The organism is Pseudenhygromyxa sp. WMMC2535, from assembly GCF_011083025.2.
The window spans coordinates 4,038,149-4,054,755 of sequence record NZ_JABJWV010000001.1 but is presented as its reverse complement, the minus strand read 5'-3'; the positions used below and the strand labels follow the sequence as shown (position 1 = coordinate 4,054,755).

The window sequence follows — 16,607 nt, the reverse complement described above, 5'->3', positions numbered from 1 at the left end:
GCGCACATGCTCACTGCGCCGCGGCTTCGACCGGCTGCATCAGCGCGAAGCCGTGGGCGCGGATGTAGCTGATGTGCATCCCCCGGCAGCTCTCGGCGTAGACGCAGGTCTTGCAACGCAGCGACTTTCGCCAGTAGCGGTCGAGGATGTAGCGCTTGATGTAGCGGAAGATCTCGAGCTTGCCCGCCATGGTCATCATGCTGGTGTCGAGCTGCTCCCGGCGGCGCCGCGCGGGGCGACCGAGCACGCAGCTGGGCACGTCGTCCACGGGGACCTCGTGGCCAAAGCGCGAGAAGAAGGCCGGGAGGTCCAAGTCGCGCTCCACGGACTCGGTCAGGCGTTCGTGGGTGGGCTGGCACAGGGCCAGGCGCGCCGGGGCGCTGGGCTGCTCGGCGATCTCCAGCAGCCAGTCCTCGACCTCGCGGCTGAGCTCGACGCAGACCTCGAAGTCCGCGTCGATCGCGAGCATGGCTTTGGCCTGGGCCACGGTCTCGACGGTGACCTTGCGCAGCTTGCGACCGAGCACGCGGCCGTCCTCGTCGAGGGCCTCGGCCAGGCCGGCGTAGTCCTCGAGGTCGAGCTCGAGCTCGCCCGCCGGGGCGAAGCGCTCGAGCTCGCCGGCGGCCGCGGCCTCGAGGTCGTGGGCGACCAGCAGCAGCGGCGGCGCGTGGCCGAGCTTGGCGGCGGCGCGCTCGATCTGCTCGGCGATCGCCGGGTACTCGGGCTTTTGGTAGCCCGAGCCCGGCTGGCCGAGCAGCGGCAGGCGCAGCTTGCGGTGCTCGATCTGCTCGGGGTCCTTGCCCAAGGCCACGGCCGCCGCCTCGGCGGTGATCTGGCTGCCATCGGCCTCGGCCTGGTTGAGCAGCTCGATCATCTGGCGCCGGGTCTTGCTGCGCTCGGCCGAGGCCGGATCCCCGCCATAGACCGGGCCCTGGGCCGCGTCCCAGGCGACGTCGTAGCGCACCACCTCGAAGCTCGACGCGGCCACGGTCCCGCGGATCTCGTCGAGCTCGTCGCAGACCGGCTCGAGGTAGCAGTGCCCGCAGCGGTGCGGCGCGCGGCAGTCGAGGGGCACGCCCTCGTCGAGGAGCAGCTCGTACTCCTCCTTGCGCCCGCGGATCTCGTCGTTGAGCTTGTAGGGGTCCTGGATCAGGTTCTCGTAGCCCTCGAGGTGGGGCACCGGGAAGCGGTTGAGCCAGATGTGCATGTCCGGCCGCTTGCTGTACTCGAAGGCCTGGAGCAGGTAGGGGCGCATCTCCTCGAGGTCGTAGAAGAGCGTCTCCTTGCCCTCGGTGTAGGCGCGGCCAAAGGGGATCACGTGGAGCAGGTCGTACTCCTTGACCCCCATGTTGGTGAACTTCTCGAGCAGGTCGGGCAGGGTCTTGACGTTGCCCCGGTTGACGCAGACGTCGATGTTGATGATCACCCGCCCGTCGTCGAGGGCGTTTTGCAGCCCGATGACCTCCTGATCGAAGGCGCCCTTGGTCCCGACCAGGGCGTCGTGGATCCGCCCGTTGACCCCGTGGATCGAGAAGGTGATCTCGCCCAGGCCCGCGTCGATGCAGCGGGTCAAGAAGTCCTTGTAGGCGAACAGCCGGCCGTTGGTCACGGTCTGGACGCGCTTGTAGCCGGCCATCTGCCCGAGGCGGACGAACTGCACGAAGTCCGGGTGGATCGTCGGCTCGCCGCCCGAGAGGATCAGCCGCTCGGCGCCCTTGCGCCGACCGTCGAGGATCTGCGCCTTGATCTCCTCGCGCGAGCGGTTGGTCCCGTTGTGGGTGTGCGCGTCGAGGCAGAAGATGCAGCGATCGTTGCAGTCGAAGGTGAGCCGCACCCAATTGCGCTTTTGGTGCGCGGCCTCCTCTTTGGCTACGTCCTTGCGGGCTGGGGATTGCGCGCTGCCGCCGTCCATCCTCTGCATCATACTCGTGACAGCCCTTCCGCGTCGAAGTCAGCGGGCGAATTCGGGCGCTCAGCGATGATCGAGCTGCGCCCTGACCAATCGTGACCATCTCACCCTCACCGGCAGCTAGCGACAGGTGAGGGTCCTGACGCGCAGACGCCGGCACACCCTCGGCGAGGCCGATCTCGGTGCCGAACCCGCTCTTGGCCCGCGCAGCGCCTGCTTGGGCCGCTCGCAGCCGTGCTAAGTTGTCCGGCGATGCCCGAGCCGCGAATTTTGGTGATCCACCCGCCGATCTCCGTGGCCCGGGACTTCATCGACTACCCCTACTTCGCGGATCTCGGCGCCCTACAGCTCGCCGCCGTGCTGACCGCCGCCCTGCCCGAGGCGCGCGTCGATCTCCTCGACGCCTTCGCCCTCCCGGGCGCGCGGCTGCGCTGGCGCGAGGACGGCCGCGCCCACCTCGGCGTCGAGGTCGAGGCGCTGCTCGAGCGGGTCGACGCCAACATCGGCGCGGACCAGCGGGGCTACGACGCCGTGGTCGTCGCCTACACCGTCTTTCACCGCCCGCCCACGCGCGACGACCTCCTGGCTGCGCTGCTCGACGGCCTGGCCGAGCGCCTGAACCAAGACCCAGCTCGAGACCCAGCCCGGCGCCCGCCGATCATCCTCGCCGACTGCTACCAGTCCGGTCAGCACTACGTCGAGGTCCCCGGCGAGGCCGTGCTCGCCAGCTACCCCGAGGCCGACGCGCTGATCAAGTACGAGGCCGAGGTCGACGCGCCCGAGCTGCTGCGCGCCTGGCTCGAGCACGGCGAGCGCCCGGCCGGGGTCCACCGCGGCGCCTCGCCGAGCCTCGACGCCCTGCCCTTCCCGGCCTGGGCCAGCGTCGACCTCGACGCCTACGACAGCTTCCACGCCTCGGTCGTCGCCGACCTCGGGCGCCCCGTGTGGACCTTCCCGATCGACGGCCGCACCCTGCCCATGGTCAGCAGCCGCGGCTGCCCCTTCACCTGCATCCACTGCTCGAGCAACCCCGAGACCCCCCGCGATCAACCCAAGCGCCAGCGTCGCTACTCGCCCGAGCGCCTGCGCGACTACCTGCGCCACCTCGCCAGCCCCGAGATCGCGGCCACCCGCCTCGAGGTCCTCGACGAGCTGATCAACGTCAACGAGCGCCACTTCGACACCTTCTTGGACGAGGTCGTGGCCCTCGACTTGAAGTTCGACTGCCCCAACGGCATGCGCGCCGACTACCTGCTGCCCCGGCACCTCGAGCAGATGCACGGGCGCGTGGCCATGCTCAGCGTCAGCGCCGAGTCCGGGGTCCAGCGCGTGGTCAGCGAGGTCGTCAAAAAGCGCCTCGACCTCCAGGCGATCCGCGACGCGGCCAGCCACGCCCACGCGGCCGAGGTCCCGCTGATGATCCACTACATGATCGGCCTGCCGGGCGAGAGCGCCGAGGAGATCAACGGCACCTTGGCCTTCGCCCTCGAGCTGTGGGACGAGCACCGCGCCTGGCCGGCCGTGCAATTCGCAACCCCGCTGCCGGGCACCGAGCTCGCCGAGCGGGTCGAGGCCGCCGGCGCCAAGCTCCCGGTCGTCGACGACTGGGGCCCCTACTTTCAGACCGCCGCCAGCAACCCGACCACGGCGGTCGAGCGCGAGACCCTCGAGAAGTTCATGTGGACCTTCCAGCAGCGCCTGGCCGCCTCCCAGGGCGCCAAGAAGCTGATCATGAACGTGACCTACGTGTGCAACAACCGCTGCACCTTCTGCGCCGTGGGCACACGCACCCAGCTCGACGGGCACCCCACTCGCCAGCGCGAGATGCTGGCCAAGTACCGCGCCCAGGGCCTGAACATGGTCGACTTCGACGGGGGCGAGCCCACCCTCAACCCCGAGCTGGTCCCGCTGATCAAGGCCGCCCGCGCCATGGGCTACCAGCGCGTCAACGTGACCACCAACGGCCGGCGCTGCGTCTACGACAAGTACGCCGCCGCCCTCGTCAACTCGGGCCTGACCACCTTGCTGTTCTCCGTCCACGGCCACGACGCGCGCACCCACGCCCAGCAAGTCGGCGTCGCCGAGGCCTTCCAGCAGACCACCGAGGGCATCCGCAACTGCCTGAAGTACGCCCCGCGCGGCGTCGAGCTGGGCATGAACATCACGGTCACGAAGGGCAACCACGACAAGATCGACAAGCTCGTGCAGCTGTGCTGGGACCTCGGTCTGCGCTGGATGAACATCCAGTTCCTGACCCCCTTCGGCCGCGCGACCAGCTGGGTCGCCCCCGACACCCAGGCGGCGGCAGACCACGCGGTCGCCGTCATGGACGCCTGGCGCGACCGGATCAAATTCCAGGTCATCAATTTACCCTTTTGCTTCATGCCGAAGCACCAGCACCTCATGCAGGGCGACCTCGCCAAGCTCGAGCGTCACATGGTCTTCGTCAACAACGAGACCGTGAACCTCGCCGACTACCTGGCCGAGCGTCGGGTTCGCAAGCCGGTGTGCGAATCCTGCCCCCACGCCTGCTTTTGCGGCGGCTTCTACGAGCTCGACAAGGTCCCCGAGCCGCCGTGGCTGATCGCCGCCGAGGACCTCGTGCGCCCGATCGACGATCCGCGCCGCCACGAGTCGGTGCCCGCGGGCTTTTCCGAGCGCGTCAAAAACCGCCTGCGCGACGAGGGCATCGAGACCGTCTAGTCGCCCGTGGCGAAACACGCGACCCGCCCTCGTGCTCGGGTCTTGGCGACCACCACCCCAGGGGCGCTGGCGCCGGTTCGCGGGCCTCGGCGAGGCGTCGCGCGGCGCTCTCTTGGATGAGCTCCCCGCGCGCGCCAGCGAGTGCCTAAAATGAATGGCATGGACGCAGCCCCGCTCGAGCTCGAGACCTTCATCGACGCGCTGAGCATCGGCGTGTGCATCTGGCAGCTGGGTGAGCCGGGCGAGCGCGCGAGCTTGGTGCTGCGCGCCTGCAACCCGGCTGCGGCCAAGTTCCTCAGCGTCGAGCGTGACGCCGTGATCGGCAGGCGCATCAACGAGGGCTTCCCCGGCGCGCTCGAGACCCCGCTGCCCGGGGTGTTCACCAAGGTGATCGAAAGCGGCGAGATCATGGAGCTCGGCGACGTCCCCTACCAAGACGAGATCGTGCCCGACGGCGTGTTCTCGATCCGCGTGTCGCCCCTCCCCGGCCAGCGCGCCCTCGTCGAGTTCACAAACGTGACCAAGGAGCGCCGCGCCCAGGCCGAGGCCCAGCGCATCCTCGAGGAGACCAAGATCCTCGACGAGAAGCTCGGGCTGATCGAGAGCCAAAAGCGCGAGATCCAGCAGCTCACCGCCCCGATCCTCGAGCTGTGGACCGGCGTGCTGACCTTGCCCCTCGTCGGCCGCTTCGACGACGAGCGCAACGAGGTCGTGCGCGAGAAGCTGCTCGCGGCGATCGCCGACAAGCAGGCGCGGCAGGTGATCATCGACGTCACCGGCCTCGAGTCGATCGACGAGGGCGTCGCCGACGATCTCGTGCACCTGTCGCAGGCCGCCGCGCTGCTCGGGGCCAGGACCTACTTCTCGGGCATCTCCCCCGCCAACGCGCTGACCATGGCCAAGCTCGACCACGGGCAGCTGGCGAACAAGTGTCTGCGCAACCTTCGGGACGCGCTCGGGGTCGTCATGGGCCAGCGCGAGCGCTGAGCTCTATTCGTCGGCCCACTTGCGGAGCTCTCGCGCGAGCTTGGCCTCGACCTTGGGCCCGAGGGTCTCCCAGTCGGCGTCAGCGTCGGTCTCGGCCCACTCGCGGAGCTTGGCGTCGAGCTTGGCCTGGACCTTGCGACCGATCGCCTCCCACTCCTCGTCGCGCTTGCGCTCCTCCTCGCGCCGGCGCGCCTGCGCGCGGCGGTGACCAAGCTTCCCGCCGCCGCCACCGGAGATGAACAGGATCCCGAGGAGGAAGCCCGCGTCGTACCACCAGCCGCTGTTGTCGGCCTCGTAGAAGCGAACCTCGGTGAACGAGCTGAGGATCAACGCGATCAGCGAGATGATCCCGTGCCACAGCCCCGCCCAGAAGCCCGCCGGCGCGTCGACGCTGTAGCGCGGGTCTCCGGCCGCGCAAGCGCCGAGGATCGCGAGCAGCAGCGTGAGGGCGGCGAGGCCGGCGAGCGAGCGGCGAGGCGCGGACATGGCATGACGATGGACCGCGCCCGCGGCGAAGTCAGCTGCTCGTTTTTCGCCGCCCGCTCTCGCCGAGCGCAAGCGCTGCGTCTCGCGACGGCTGCGTCCCGAGAGCGCGCACGCCAGCGCGACCGGCCGTCTTGCCTCCAATGATTCGACCTGGCGAGGGAGGTTTCGGTCACAGCCAGTGGCCGACACCAGTTGCCAGGCCCAGGCCCTGCTCGCCTGCGAGCGCCTCCAACAAGTCTTCGAGATCACTCGAGAATGTGGGCCCGCATGGGTTGGTGCGCACATCGCAGCACCGACACGCATGGATGTCATCGCAGTCGCAGTCGTCGTTTTTCCCCTCGTGATGGGCGCGTTCGTGCTCTTGCGGGAGCGCGGTTATAGCTTCGACCTTCGCCGCCGAAAGTCCAAGCCCTTGAGCGGAGGTCGCCGCGCCTACGACCGCTGATCCCCCAATTGGGACAGTCTCGGCGACGACGAGAGGTCGTCTCACGCTGTGGTTCCGCGTCGACGTGACGAGCAGCGACGAGGCGGTCTGTGACAACCTTCCCCAGTCCTGTGCGTGGCATGACGACAGCGAGGAGCCCGTGGTGAAACACCCTCAGGTGCGCCTCCAAACTGATCGCCGCTCTAGACCGTTGTCACGACGCTGATGATCGGCGGGCTCATCGACGGCCAGCTCGTCGCTTTTTTGAAGCGGATCGAGCAGCGCCCGCGCGACGCGGCCAGCGAGCTGCTTCAGCAACCCATCCTCGCGCCTGGGTTCTCACCACCAACTCGGATAAGCTGTGTCCCACTCGGGCAGGACGCCCGCGGGGACACAGTCATCATGCAGCTCGACATTCAGCAGATCCGCCAGATCGTCACCGCCCAGCTCGCCGGCGCCGACCAGAGCCTCGAGGGCGTTCGCGCCGCCTTCGAAGCCATGGGTGCCGCCGCGATCATGCCCGAAGGGGTGAAGGTCGAGGCCGCCGAGGTCGGCATGCCGGGCGAGTGGATCACCCCCGACGAGGTCGACGGCGACCGGACCTTGCTCTACTTCCACGGCGGCGGCTACATGGCCGGCTCGCCGGCGTCCTCGCGCGCGCAGGCCTGCCGCATCGCGATCGCCTCGCGCGCGCGGATGTTCTCGTCCAGCTACCGCCTGGCGCCCGAGAACCCCTTCCCCGCCGCCCTCGACGACGCCATGAAGGTCTATCGCGCGCTCCTCGACCAGGGCGTCGACGCGAGCAAGCTCGGCCTGTCCGGGGCGTCCGCGGGCGGCGGTCTGTGCGTGGCCGCCTGCCTGCGCATCCGCGACCAGGAGAGCGGGCTGTCGCTGCCCGCGGCCGTCGGCGTCTACTCGCCCTGGCTCGACCTCGTCTCCGACTCGGCCTCACTGCTGCGCAACGACGATCCCCTGTGCCAGACCGCGCCGGTGCAGATGATGGCTCAGGCCTACCTCGCTGGCCACGACCCCCGCGACCCGCTGGCCTCGCCCGGCCACGGCGACCCCGTGGGGCTGCCGTCCACCAAGATCCTCGTCGGCGGCGCCGAGGCCCTGCGCGACGAGAGCGTGGCCTTCGGCGAGAAGGCCAAGGCCGCCGGCGCCGAGGTCGACGTCGAGGTCTGGGACGAGATGATCCACTCCTGGCCCGCCTTCGCCCCGCTGCTGCCCGAGGCGCTGCGAGCCATCGAGACCCTCGGCGCCTTCTTCCGCGAGCGCGTGCCCTGCTGAGCTGAGCCGAGCAAAGGTCGCGTCAGCGCTCGGCCAGCCCCCGACCGGGCCCCGAGCGCTCAAGAACAGCTCTGATCATCCGGCGCGCACGCGAAGCGCACGTGCAGGTGATCGTCGTGCTTGGGCTCGTGGCGAACCATCCCGTGCTTGGCGAAGCGCCCGTCGGGATACTGGAACACGTCGACGAGGGCGCGCTTGGACCAGCCGTCGCGGCGCGCGGCGGCGTAGAGCCAGCCCTGCACCTCGTAGTCCAAGAAGATCTTCTCGACCCCGCCGGGCTCGTCGGCGGTGCGCACGAGGGCCTCGACCAGGGCCCAGGTCGCGTCGGCGTCGAGGCTGTCCTCGCTCGCCGCGACGAACTCCTTGGGGTAGTCCACGGGCTTGCGCGTGTAGAACAGGCCGATGTCGATGTCGCGGCCCGACTGGTGCGAGGCGTGGCCCGAGAGCGGCCCGCCGTCGCGATCCGAGAGGTCGCCGATGGCCAGCGAGTGAACCTTGGGGAAGGCGTCCTTGACCGCGAGCACGGCGTTGATCGTGTAGTCGATCACGTGGGCCGCGGCGTAGATCCGCTCGGTCCGGCGGCGGTAGTAGTGCGGGCTGCGGGGCAGCGCGCTCGCGGCGTGGAGCCAGCCGTGACCGGGGCGCCCGCGGCTTTGACCGGTCAGCAGGCGGATCTCGCGGCGGGGGTTGGCGGCGCCGGGCAGGGTCAGCACCTGGCCCACGCGGATCATGCTGCCCTCGATGTCGTTGAGCTCGCGCAGGGCCTCGACAGTGGTTTTGTGCTTGCGCGCGATCGTCGAGAGGTTGTCGCCGGCGACCACGGTGTAGCGGCGGGGCGCGGCCTTCGACTTGGACTTGGCGGCGCGCGCGGCCTTGGCCCGGGAGCAGCGGCTGAGGTCGAGCTCGCGCCCGACGACCAGCGGATCCTCTGGGCCCATGGCGTTGGCCTCGCGCAGGCCCTCGACGCTGCAGCCGTTGTCGCGGGCGAGCTCCCACAGGGTGTCACCGGGCTGGACCACGTAGGCCCGCGGGGTCTTCGCGGCGGCGCTCGTGGGGACGAGCGCGAGCGCAGCGAGGGCGATGAGCCCCGAGGCGGCGAGCAGCGTGCGCAAAGACCCGTGCATGCCAGCACCCTCCGCCAACTCGGTACGGCGAGCAAAAAACCGGCGAACTCGCGCCACACGCACGCGCCACGGGCGGACCCGCGCGCCGAGCACCCTCCCTCCCGGGGGGCGGGGCAAATCTTTCGCGGATGTGCTAGCGAGCCCCCAGCATGATCTTCCTCGACGTCGATGAGGTCCTCGCCGACTGGAGCGGCGCCGCGCTGCGCCTGCTGGGCGTGGACGGCCAGGCCTTCAAGGCGCGGTGGTTCGCCGAGGCCCCGGAGATCTGGAACATGTTCGACGTCCCGGGCTTCCCGATCCCCCGCGACGAGGCCTGGCGGCAGATCGACGCCGCCGGGGCCAGCTACTGGTCCACGCTCGAGCCGCTGCCCTGGGCCCACGAGCTCATCGAGGCCTGCCGTGCCATCGCGCCCACGGTGCTGCTGACCAAGCCCAGCAGCCACCCCTCCAGCGCCCAGGGCAAGCTCGCGTGGATGCAGGCCCAGTTCGGCGGACGTGGGTTCTCGGACTACCTGATCGGCCCGCCCAAGCACGCGGTCGCGCGGCCGGGCGCGGTGCTGGTCGACGATCACCCCGCCAACTGTGCGGCCTTCGTCGAGCACGGCGGGCAGGCGCTGCTCTTCCCCGCCGTCGGCAACCGCATGCGCGGCCACCTCGACGATCCCCTGGCCGTGGTCCTGCCGAAGCTGCGGGCGCTCTACGGGCGCTGAGAGTCTGTGAGTCTCTCCCCACGACCGCGCGCCAACGCTCGCCAACGCGCTACGAAGCGGGCGCCCCCTGCTGCTAAAATCGGCCCGCCCCATGCGCGAGCCAAACGCAGACCCCCACGGCCTCCTCGATCCCAGCTACCGCACGGACCCCTACCCCGCGCTCGCCCGCCTGCGCGAGCACGCCCCGGTCTATCGCTTCGAGCCGTGGAACTGCTGGCTGATCACTCGCTACGAAGACGTCGTCACCTGCTTTCGTGACGACCGGCTCTCGGCCGACCGCGCCGGCGGCTACGCGGCGAGCCTGCCCCCCGCGATCCAGACCAAGCTCGCCCCGCTGATCGGCAACTTCGCCCGCTGGGCGCTGATGAAGGATCCCCCGGATCACACGCGCCTGCGCGGGCTGATCAACAAGGCCTTCACCCCGCGGCTGATCACTCACCTGCGCCCGCGCGTCGAGGCGATCTGCGACGAGCTGCTCGACGAGATCGCGGCCAAGGGCAGCTTCGATCTGATCGACGACTACGCCTTCCCCGTGCCCGTGCTGGTGATCGGCGAGATGCTCGGGCTCCCGCCCGAGGACGCCAGTCGCCTCAAGAAGTGGTCGACGGCGCTCTCGGCCTTCTTGGGGGCCACGGCCATGCGCCAGGAGATCGTCGCCGCGGCCCTCGGCGCGATCGTCGAGCTCGAGGTCTACTTCCGCGAGCAGTTTGCAATGCGCCGGGCCAACCCCGGCGAAGATCTGATCAGCTCGCTGCTCGCCGCCCACGAGCAAGACGACCGCCTCGACGAGGCCGAGCTGCTCGCGACCTGCACCATGGTGCTCTTCGGCGGCCACGAGACCACCACCAACTTGATCGGCAACGGGACCAAGATCCTGCTCGACCACCCCGAGGCCCTGGCCAGCGTCCGCGCCCTGCCCGAGGACGCCGAGGGCGAGCAGGCCATGGCCGCCGCCGTCGAGGAGCTGCTGCGCTACGACTCGCCGATCCTCCGCATGGGTCGCGTGACCAAGGAGGCGATCGACTTGCGCGGCGTCGAGATCCCCGCGGGCGAGCGCGTCTACCTGATGATGGCCGCGGCCAACCGCGACGCCGCCCAGTTCGAGGACCCCGACCGCCTCGACCTCGGCCGCGCCAACAACCGCCAGCTGAGCTTCGGCCATGGCCGCCATTTTTGCGTGGGCGCGGCGCTGGGTCGCCTCGAGGGTCAGATCGCCCTGCGCAAGCTCGTGGGCCGCTTCCCGACCCTGCGTGCCCTCGACTCGGACCAGGTCTGGCTCGACAACCTGACGATCCGCGGGCTCGCGCGCTACGGCCTGGCCTGCTGACCGCGGGCCGCAGGGCCGGACCCTGCCGCCCCTGCCGCGTTGATCGCGTCGTTCGCCTCGTCGAGTTCGAAGCGGTACATGCAGCCGAGCCGGCCCTCGGCCGCGCCGTAGATCCGCTGCGGCGTGGCCTCGGCGCCGGTGATCAGCTCGATGAGCCCGTGGCCATAGCCCATGATGGTGAGCTCGATGCAGGCGTGCCAGCGGTCGAGCTGATCGACCTCGATCTCGAAACCCTCGGGGCTTCGCGTCGCGCGGTAGCGACCTTGGTCGGTGTAGACCGACCACAGCCGGACCATCAGCTCCTGGAGCGTCGTCAGCCCGCGCTGGGCCCCCGCCAGGAGATGCGCGTAGGGGCCTTCTGTCAGCGCCCAGCGCCCGGACTCGTAGCCCAGCTTCCAGTACGCCTGCTGGTCGCCGCCATAGAGCAGCTCGATGGTCAGCTCCTGAAAGGCGATGTAGTCGTCGATGTCGACGCGGCTCGTGGGTGTGATCAGGCCACGAAAACGAGGCAAGCGCTCTTGCAGCTCGGCCTCGAAGCGATCCCAAGTGGGCTGCCCTTGGTGCGCACAAACGTAGCGCCGACGCCCAGCATAGAAGGTTCCTTTGATGATCACTGTGATCGATCCGTAGCACCAGGTTAGGGCATCGCAGATGCCAGGCCAACGATGAAAACTCGGAGCATGTGCCGCGCAGCACGCGTACTCGAACAAAAACAATGTGCGCCTTTGACGGTTCACCGCGGGATCACCGACCATCGACGAAGCCATGAACGAGGAACGCCCAGACATCATCGACGTCGACGAGTGGGTCCGCGAGGGGAGCCGCTCGCCGATTCAAACCATGGCGGCCTACCGCGAGCACTGGGCCCGCGCAGAGGCCGACCCCGACGGCTACTGGCTCGCCCAGGCCAAGCAACGCGTCCAGTGGCGCAAGCAGCCCAGCTACGGACTCGAGGGCAACTTCTCGAGCGTGCGTGACAGCCCCATCGCATGGTTTGGCGACGGCGAGCTCAACGTGACCGAGTCGTGTCTCGACCGACACCTCGAGACGCGCGCAGACAAGACCGCGATCTTGTGGGAGGGCGACGAGCCCGGTGACACCCGCAGTCTGAGCTATCGCGAGCTCCACGAGGCCGTGTGCCGCTGCGCCAACGCCCTGCGCGAACTCGGCCTCGAGAAGGGCGAGCGCGCGATCATCTACATGGGCATGGTCCCCGAGGCCGCGATCGCGATGCTCGCCTGCGCCCGCCTCGGCGCCGTTCACTCGGTGGTCTTCGGGGGGTTCTCGGCAGAGGCGCTGCGCGACCGCGTGCGCGACTGCGGGGCCTCGCTGATCATCACCCAGGACGTGGGCAAGCGCGGGAGCAAGAACATCCCGCTCAAGCAGACCACCAACGCCGCCCTCGAGGGTGAGCACGGCGTCCGCAAGGTGCTCGTGTTCCAGCGCGATCCCAGCGTCGAGGTCGAGATGAAGGCCGGCCGGGATCTGTGGTGGCACGAGGCCGTCGACAAGGCCTCGCCGAGCTGCGAGGCGGTCTGCTGCGCCGCCGAAGACCCGCTCTTCATCCTCTACACCTCGGGCTCGACCGGTCGACCCAAGGGCCTGGTCCACACCTGCGGCGGCTACCTGACCTGGACCGCCTACACCCACGCCGTGACCTTCGACCTGCGCGAGGACGACGTCTACGCCTGCGTGGCCGACGTCGGGTGGATCACCGGGCACAGCTACATCGTCTATGGCCCGCTGTGCAACGGCGCGACCAGCCTGATGTTCGAGTCGATCCCCACCTACCCGGAGGTCGACCGCTACTGGGACATGGTCGAGCGCCACAAGATCAGCGTGTTCTATACGGCGCCCACGGCCATCCGCGTGCTCGCGGCCCACGGCGAGGGGCCGGTGCGCAAGCACGACCTGTCCTCGCTGCGCGTGCTCGGCACCGTGGGTGAGCCGATCGATCCCGCGGCCTGGCGCTGGTATCACGAGGTCGTCGGCCAGGGCCGCTGCGCCGTCGTCGATACCTGGTGGCAGACCGAGACCGGCGGCCACTGCATCACGCCGATCGCCCCGGCGACCCCGGCCAAGCCCGGGTCCGCGACCTTGCCGGTGCCCGGCATCATGCCGATGATGGTCGACGCCGAGGGAGCGCCGCAGATCGGCCCCGCCGAGGGTCGGCTGTGCATCGTCTACCCCTGGCCGGGCATGGCCCGGACCGTTTGGGGCGACCACGGGCGCTACGTCGCGACCTACTTCGACACCTTCAAGAGCATGTACTTCACCGGCGACGGCGCCCGGCGTGACAGCGACGGCTACTACTGGATCACCGGCCGCGTCGACGACGTGCTCAACATCTCCGGCCACCGCATGGGCACGGCCGAGTTCGAGTCCGCGCTGATCGCCATCGACGAGATCGCCGAGGCGGCCGTGGTCGGCTACCCGCACCCGGTCAAGGGTCAGGGCGTCCACGCCTACGCCGTGCTCCAGCCCGACGCCGGCGACGACCTCGACGCGATCGGCAAGCACGCCCACGCCGCCGTCCGCGAGGCGATCGGCGCCCACGCGCGCATCGATCGCCTGCAGTTCGTCCCCGGCCTGCCCAAGACCCGCTCGGGCAAGTGCATGCGTCGGATCCTGCGCAAGATCGCCGAGGGTGAGCCCGAGCGCCTGGGTGACGTCTCGACCCTCGCGGACCCCTCGGTCGTCGAGGTCATCGTCGAGGGCGCCAAGCCCTTCACCTCGCGCTAGCGCGAGACAGGTGTCACTCTAGGAGCCCGTGGTGAAACCCAACACGACACCTGGCTTGGTCTTTTCGCCGAAGGCTTTGTCGCCAAAACTTGCAGTACGCTCGGTACAGCGGCGTTTTGGCTTCGCGCCCTCGACAAAAATCCCGGCGCCAGGAGCCGCGCTGGGTTCCACCACGGGCTCCTAGCCCCGATGCGCGGCACGGCCCAGCGTCGACAGAGGGATGAGCCCGACGCGAGCGCTCATCCTCCGGCCGTGGCCGAGCCGATCGCCTCGCAGGCGGCCAAGGTCCTCGGCTGGTCCCTGGCCGTGTCGGGCGCGGTCTTGCTGCTGATCGGCGGGTGGCTGCTGGTCCGCTGGGTCGAGCACGGGCCGACGCCGCCCTACCTGAATTCGATCACCTACCTCGACGCCTTCCCCGAGCTCGACCCCGAAGCTCGGCCCGCCCCCAAGCCTGCCAACCTCCTGCGTCTGGCCGGCTCGGGCAGCAACCTGCCCCTGACCCGGGCGCTCGCCGAGGCCTTCGTGCGCACGCGCCCGTGGCTGCGCGTGCGCGTGCACGAGGGCATCGGCAGCAGCGGCGGCGTCGAGGCCATGGACGATCGCGTGATCGAGATCGGCCTGAGCTCGCGCCCGCTGACCGCCGAAGAGGGCGCCCTGGGCCTGCGCGAGATCCCCTACGCCCGGGTCGCCGTGGTCATCGCCGCCAACTCCTCGGTCCCCGTCCGCGGCCTGACGAGCGCGGCCCTCGTCGACATCTACGCCCGACGGCGGACGCACTGGGACGATGGCTCGCCGGTGGTCGTGCTCCAGCGCGAGCCCGGAGACTCGAGCCACCTGGCCGCGGCCGCGGCGATCCCCGGCTTCGCCGAGGCCGACGCCGAGGCGGCCGAGGGCCAGTACTGGCGCGTGCTCTACAACGAGCGCGCCATGCAGGACGCCCTGGTCTCGACCTTCGGATCGATCGGGCTGTTCGACCGCGGCCTGATGGTGCTCCAGGACCTCCCGCTGCTGACCCTCGAGCTCGACGGCCAGCGGCCCAGCGAGGCGGCCTTGAGCAGCGGGGCTTACCCCCTGCGCAAGGACCTGGCCTTCGTGATCCCCGACGAGGCCGCCGGGGCGGAGGTCGATCCCCTGGCCATCGAGTTCATCAGCTTCGTGTTCTCCGACCGCGGGCGGGCGATCATCCGCGAGAGCGGCTACGTCCCCCTCGAGCCCCCGCCGCGCTCGACCTTCGCCCAGCTGCGCGCCGTCGGCCCGCCCCCCGAGCAAGCCGAGCAGGGCGACCAGGGCGAGTCCGCCGGGACCGAGTCTGGCGACGACGCGACCACCGACACCGACACCGACACCGATGATGCCTTCGTGATCGAAGCGGGCGAGGAAGCCATCCCCGTCCCTGCGCCGACCCCCGAGCCCAGCAGCGAGCCCAGCAACGAGAAGGGAGCCCGCGAACCTTGAGCGCGCCAGAGCCAGCGCCGAGCCCGGCCGCGCGCAGCGACTCCCTCGCACGCGCCGACGTCCTCGACGAGCTCGAGGCCCTCGCCGACTCGGCCGCCTCGACCCGCGCGAGCCTCAGCACCCGGGCGGTCGACCTCGAGCGTCACCTCGCCGCGCGCCTCGGGCCGCTGGCCTTCTTCTTGTTCATCGTCGTGACGATCTCCGCGCCCCTGGCCTACCTGGCCATGGGCGTGAAGACGATCCAGACCCGCGCCACCGCCAACGCCGAGCTCGTCGCCGAGCTGATCCGCGAAGAGGCGCTCCAGCGCCCGGTGCTGTGGCGCTACGACGCCGGCAAGCTCGTGCGTCACATCGACCTCCAGGCCCGGCACCAGAGCATCGTGCGCATCGACCTGACCGACGATCAGGGCGAGCTGATCGAGCTCGGCCTCGAGCCGCCCTCGGCCGAGGACCGCGAGCTGCTGTGGGCCTCGGCGCCGATCCCCCTCGAGCCGGATCTCGAGGCCGGCCGCGTGTGGGTGGGGTTCACGGCCCGCGAGGTCGAGCGCCAGGCCCTGCTCGTGCTGCTCGGCTTCGCGGCCCTCGGGGCCCTGCTCGCCGGGGTCATGTACGCCCTCCCGCTCACCGCGATCGTCGAGGCCGAGGCCCGCATCGCCCGCTCGCGCCGGGCCCTCGAGCACCTCAACGTCACCCTCGAGCATCAGGTCGCGGTCCGCTCCTCCCAGCTCTCCGAGGCCCTCGACGAGGTCCGCGACAAGGAGCAGCGCCTGCGCGAGCTCTCGGGCCGCGCCGTGGCCCTGCAGGAGGCCGAGCGCAGGTCCTTGTCCCGCGAGCTCCACGACTCCGCCGGCCAGGCGCTGACCGCCGTGCGCATCAACCTCCAGCTGCTCGTGGCCATGACCGAGGGCGCCGGTCACCAGGCCGCCCGCGACCTCGCCGCGCGGACCATGGACCTCGCCGACGCCACCCTCGAGGAGATCCGCCGGGTCGTCGACGCCCTCGCCCCGGCCGTGCTCGACGACCTCGGCCTGCGCGGCGCCGTGGAGCGCCAGTGCGACGACTTCTCCGAGCGCACCGGCGTGGACGTGGACTACATCCTCGAGCAGCTCGACGAGCCCGGCGTGGACACCGGGGTCGAGACCGCCGCCTACCGCATCGTCCAGGAGAGCCTGACCAACGTCGCCCGCCACGCCGAGGCCGAGCGCGTCGAGATCCACCTGCGCCGCGCCGACCTCGGCACCCCCAGCGACCGCATCGTGATCGACATCGACGACGACGGGCGCGGCTTCGACGTGGAAGAAGTCCGGCGCAAGGGTCGGCGCGGCCTCGAGGGCATGCGCGAGCGCGTCGAGCTGCTCGGCGGGCGCATCGAGATCGCGGCGATGCCCGGGGCGGGGTCGTCGATCCACGTCGAGCTCCCGGTCAAGCCCGAGGACGAGTAGCCGCCTCG

14 protein-coding genes are annotated in these 16,607 nt (G+C 70.2%); 9 read left to right on the top strand and 5 right to left on the bottom strand.

Going from position 1 to position 16,607, the window contains the following annotated elements:
• Positions 1 to 10 precede the first annotated feature (10 nt).
• Positions 11 to 1,912: a radical SAM protein gene (locus tag G6O69_RS15965; protein ID WP_172304358.1), complete on the bottom strand. Its 1,902-nt coding sequence runs from the start codon at positions 1,910 to 1,912 to the stop codon at positions 11 to 13.
• Between the two features lie 249 nt (positions 1,913 to 2,161).
• On the opposite strand from G6O69_RS15965, the gene G6O69_RS15960 reads away from it, so the two are divergent.
• A complete protein-coding gene (locus tag G6O69_RS15960) occupies positions 2,162 to 4,612 on the top strand; it encodes a radical SAM protein (protein WP_172304357.1) in 2,451 nt (816 codons plus the stop codon).
• Between the two features lie 159 nt (positions 4,613 to 4,771).
• On the top strand, positions 4,772 to 5,599 hold the full coding sequence (locus tag G6O69_RS15955) for an STAS domain-containing protein (RefSeq protein WP_172304356.1): 828 nt from the start codon (positions 4,772 to 4,774) through the stop codon (positions 5,597 to 5,599).
• A 3-nt stretch (positions 5,600 to 5,602) separates the two neighbouring features.
• Here the strand turns inward: G6O69_RS15955 and G6O69_RS39395 are convergent, their stop codons facing one another.
• The gene (locus tag G6O69_RS39395; protein WP_217909843.1) at positions 5,603 to 6,085 is read right to left on the bottom strand and encodes a hypothetical protein; all 483 of its coding nucleotides are present in this window, start codon (positions 6,083 to 6,085) and stop codon (positions 5,603 to 5,605) included.
• 301 nt (positions 6,086 to 6,386) lie between these two features.
• On the opposite strand from G6O69_RS39395, the gene G6O69_RS15945 reads away from it, so the two are divergent.
• Both G6O69_RS15945 and G6O69_RS15940 read left to right on the top strand, forming a co-directional pair.
• Entirely contained in the window at positions 6,387 to 6,530 is a 144-nt protein-coding gene (locus G6O69_RS15945) for a hypothetical protein (protein ID WP_176396877.1), read from the top strand.
• Between the two features lie 204 nt (positions 6,531 to 6,734).
• Positions 6,735 to 7,799 (top strand): alpha/beta hydrolase, encoded by a 1,065-nt coding sequence (locus tag G6O69_RS15940; RefSeq protein WP_176396876.1) that lies wholly within the window; start codon positions 6,735 to 6,737, stop codon positions 7,797 to 7,799.
• A gap of 59 nt (positions 7,800 to 7,858) precedes the next feature.
• Here the strand turns inward: G6O69_RS15940 and G6O69_RS15935 are convergent, their stop codons facing one another.
• Complete coding sequence (locus tag G6O69_RS15935; RefSeq protein ID WP_172304354.1) at positions 7,859 to 8,923, bottom strand: penicillin-insensitive murein endopeptidase; 1,065 nt, start codon at positions 8,921 to 8,923, stop codon at positions 7,859 to 7,861.
• Between the two features lie 149 nt (positions 8,924 to 9,072).
• Here G6O69_RS15935 and G6O69_RS15930 point away from each other — a divergent pair, with 149 nt between their 5' ends.
• Both G6O69_RS15930 and G6O69_RS15925 read left to right on the top strand, forming a co-directional pair.
• Positions 9,073 to 9,633, top strand: coding sequence for a hypothetical protein (locus G6O69_RS15930; protein ID WP_172304353.1), 561 nt, complete (start codon positions 9,073 to 9,075; stop codon positions 9,631 to 9,633).
• Positions 9,634 to 9,724: 91 nt separating this feature from the next.
• On the top strand, positions 9,725 to 10,960 hold the full coding sequence (locus tag G6O69_RS15925) for a cytochrome P450 (RefSeq protein ID WP_172304352.1): 1,236 nt from the start codon (positions 9,725 to 9,727) through the stop codon (positions 10,958 to 10,960).
• On the opposite strand, the gene G6O69_RS15920 is transcribed toward G6O69_RS15925, so the two are convergent.
• A complete protein-coding gene (locus tag G6O69_RS15920) occupies positions 10,942 to 11,574 on the bottom strand; it encodes a hypothetical protein (RefSeq protein WP_172304351.1) in 633 nt (210 codons plus the stop codon). The two genes, G6O69_RS15925 and G6O69_RS15920, sit on opposite strands and share 19 nt — an antisense overlap.
• A gap of 151 nt (positions 11,575 to 11,725) precedes the next feature.
• Here G6O69_RS15920 and acs point away from each other — a divergent pair, with 151 nt between their 5' ends.
• Positions 11,726 to 13,702 (top strand): acetate--CoA ligase, encoded by a 1,977-nt coding sequence (gene acs, locus G6O69_RS15915; RefSeq protein WP_172304350.1) that lies wholly within the window; start codon positions 11,726 to 11,728, stop codon positions 13,700 to 13,702.
• 18 nt (positions 13,703 to 13,720) lie between these two features.
• On the opposite strand, the gene G6O69_RS15910 is transcribed toward acs, so the two are convergent.
• On the bottom strand, positions 13,721 to 13,873 hold the full coding sequence (locus G6O69_RS15910) for a hypothetical protein (protein ID WP_172304349.1): 153 nt from the start codon (positions 13,871 to 13,873) through the stop codon (positions 13,721 to 13,723).
• 81 nt (positions 13,874 to 13,954) lie between these two features.
• On the opposite strand from G6O69_RS15910, the gene G6O69_RS15905 reads away from it, so the two are divergent.
• Positions 13,955 to 15,157, top strand: a complete 1,203-nt coding sequence (locus tag G6O69_RS15905; RefSeq protein ID WP_172304348.1) for a substrate-binding domain-containing protein — start codon at positions 13,955 to 13,957, stop codon at positions 15,155 to 15,157.
• Positions 15,154 to 16,599, top strand: coding sequence for a sensor histidine kinase (locus tag G6O69_RS15900; protein WP_172304347.1), 1,446 nt, complete (start codon positions 15,154 to 15,156; stop codon positions 16,597 to 16,599). Before G6O69_RS15905 ends, G6O69_RS15900 begins: the two co-directional genes overlap by 4 nt.
• The last annotated feature ends 8 nt before the right edge of the window (positions 16,600 to 16,607 follow it).

Coding starts and splice junctions, on each gene's coding strand:
- G6O69_RS15940 (WP_176396876.1), top strand. CDS start 6,735: ATGATCGGCGGGCTCATCGACGGCCAGCTCGTCGCTTTTTTGAAGCGG.
- G6O69_RS15935 (WP_172304354.1), bottom strand. CDS start 8,923: ATGCACGGGTCTTTGCGCACGCTGCTCGCCGCCTCGGGGCTCATCGCC.
- acs (WP_172304350.1), top strand. CDS start 11,726: ATGAACGAGGAACGCCCAGACATCATCGACGTCGACGAGTGGGTCCGC.
- G6O69_RS15925 (WP_172304352.1), top strand. CDS start 9,725: ATGCGCGAGCCAAACGCAGACCCCCACGGCCTCCTCGATCCCAGCTAC.
- G6O69_RS15955 (WP_172304356.1), top strand. CDS start 4,772: ATGGACGCAGCCCCGCTCGAGCTCGAGACCTTCATCGACGCGCTGAGC.
- G6O69_RS39395 (WP_217909843.1), bottom strand. CDS start 6,085: ATGTCCGCGCCTCGCCGCTCGCTCGCCGGCCTCGCCGCCCTCACGCTG.
- G6O69_RS15930 (WP_172304353.1), top strand. CDS start 9,073: ATGATCTTCCTCGACGTCGATGAGGTCCTCGCCGACTGGAGCGGCGCC.
- G6O69_RS15945 (WP_176396877.1), top strand. CDS start 6,387: ATGGATGTCATCGCAGTCGCAGTCGTCGTTTTTCCCCTCGTGATGGGC.
- G6O69_RS15965 (WP_172304358.1), bottom strand. CDS start 1,912: ATGGACGGCGGCAGCGCGCAATCCCCAGCCCGCAAGGACGTAGCCAAA.
- G6O69_RS15960 (WP_172304357.1), top strand. CDS start 2,162: ATGCCCGAGCCGCGAATTTTGGTGATCCACCCGCCGATCTCCGTGGCC.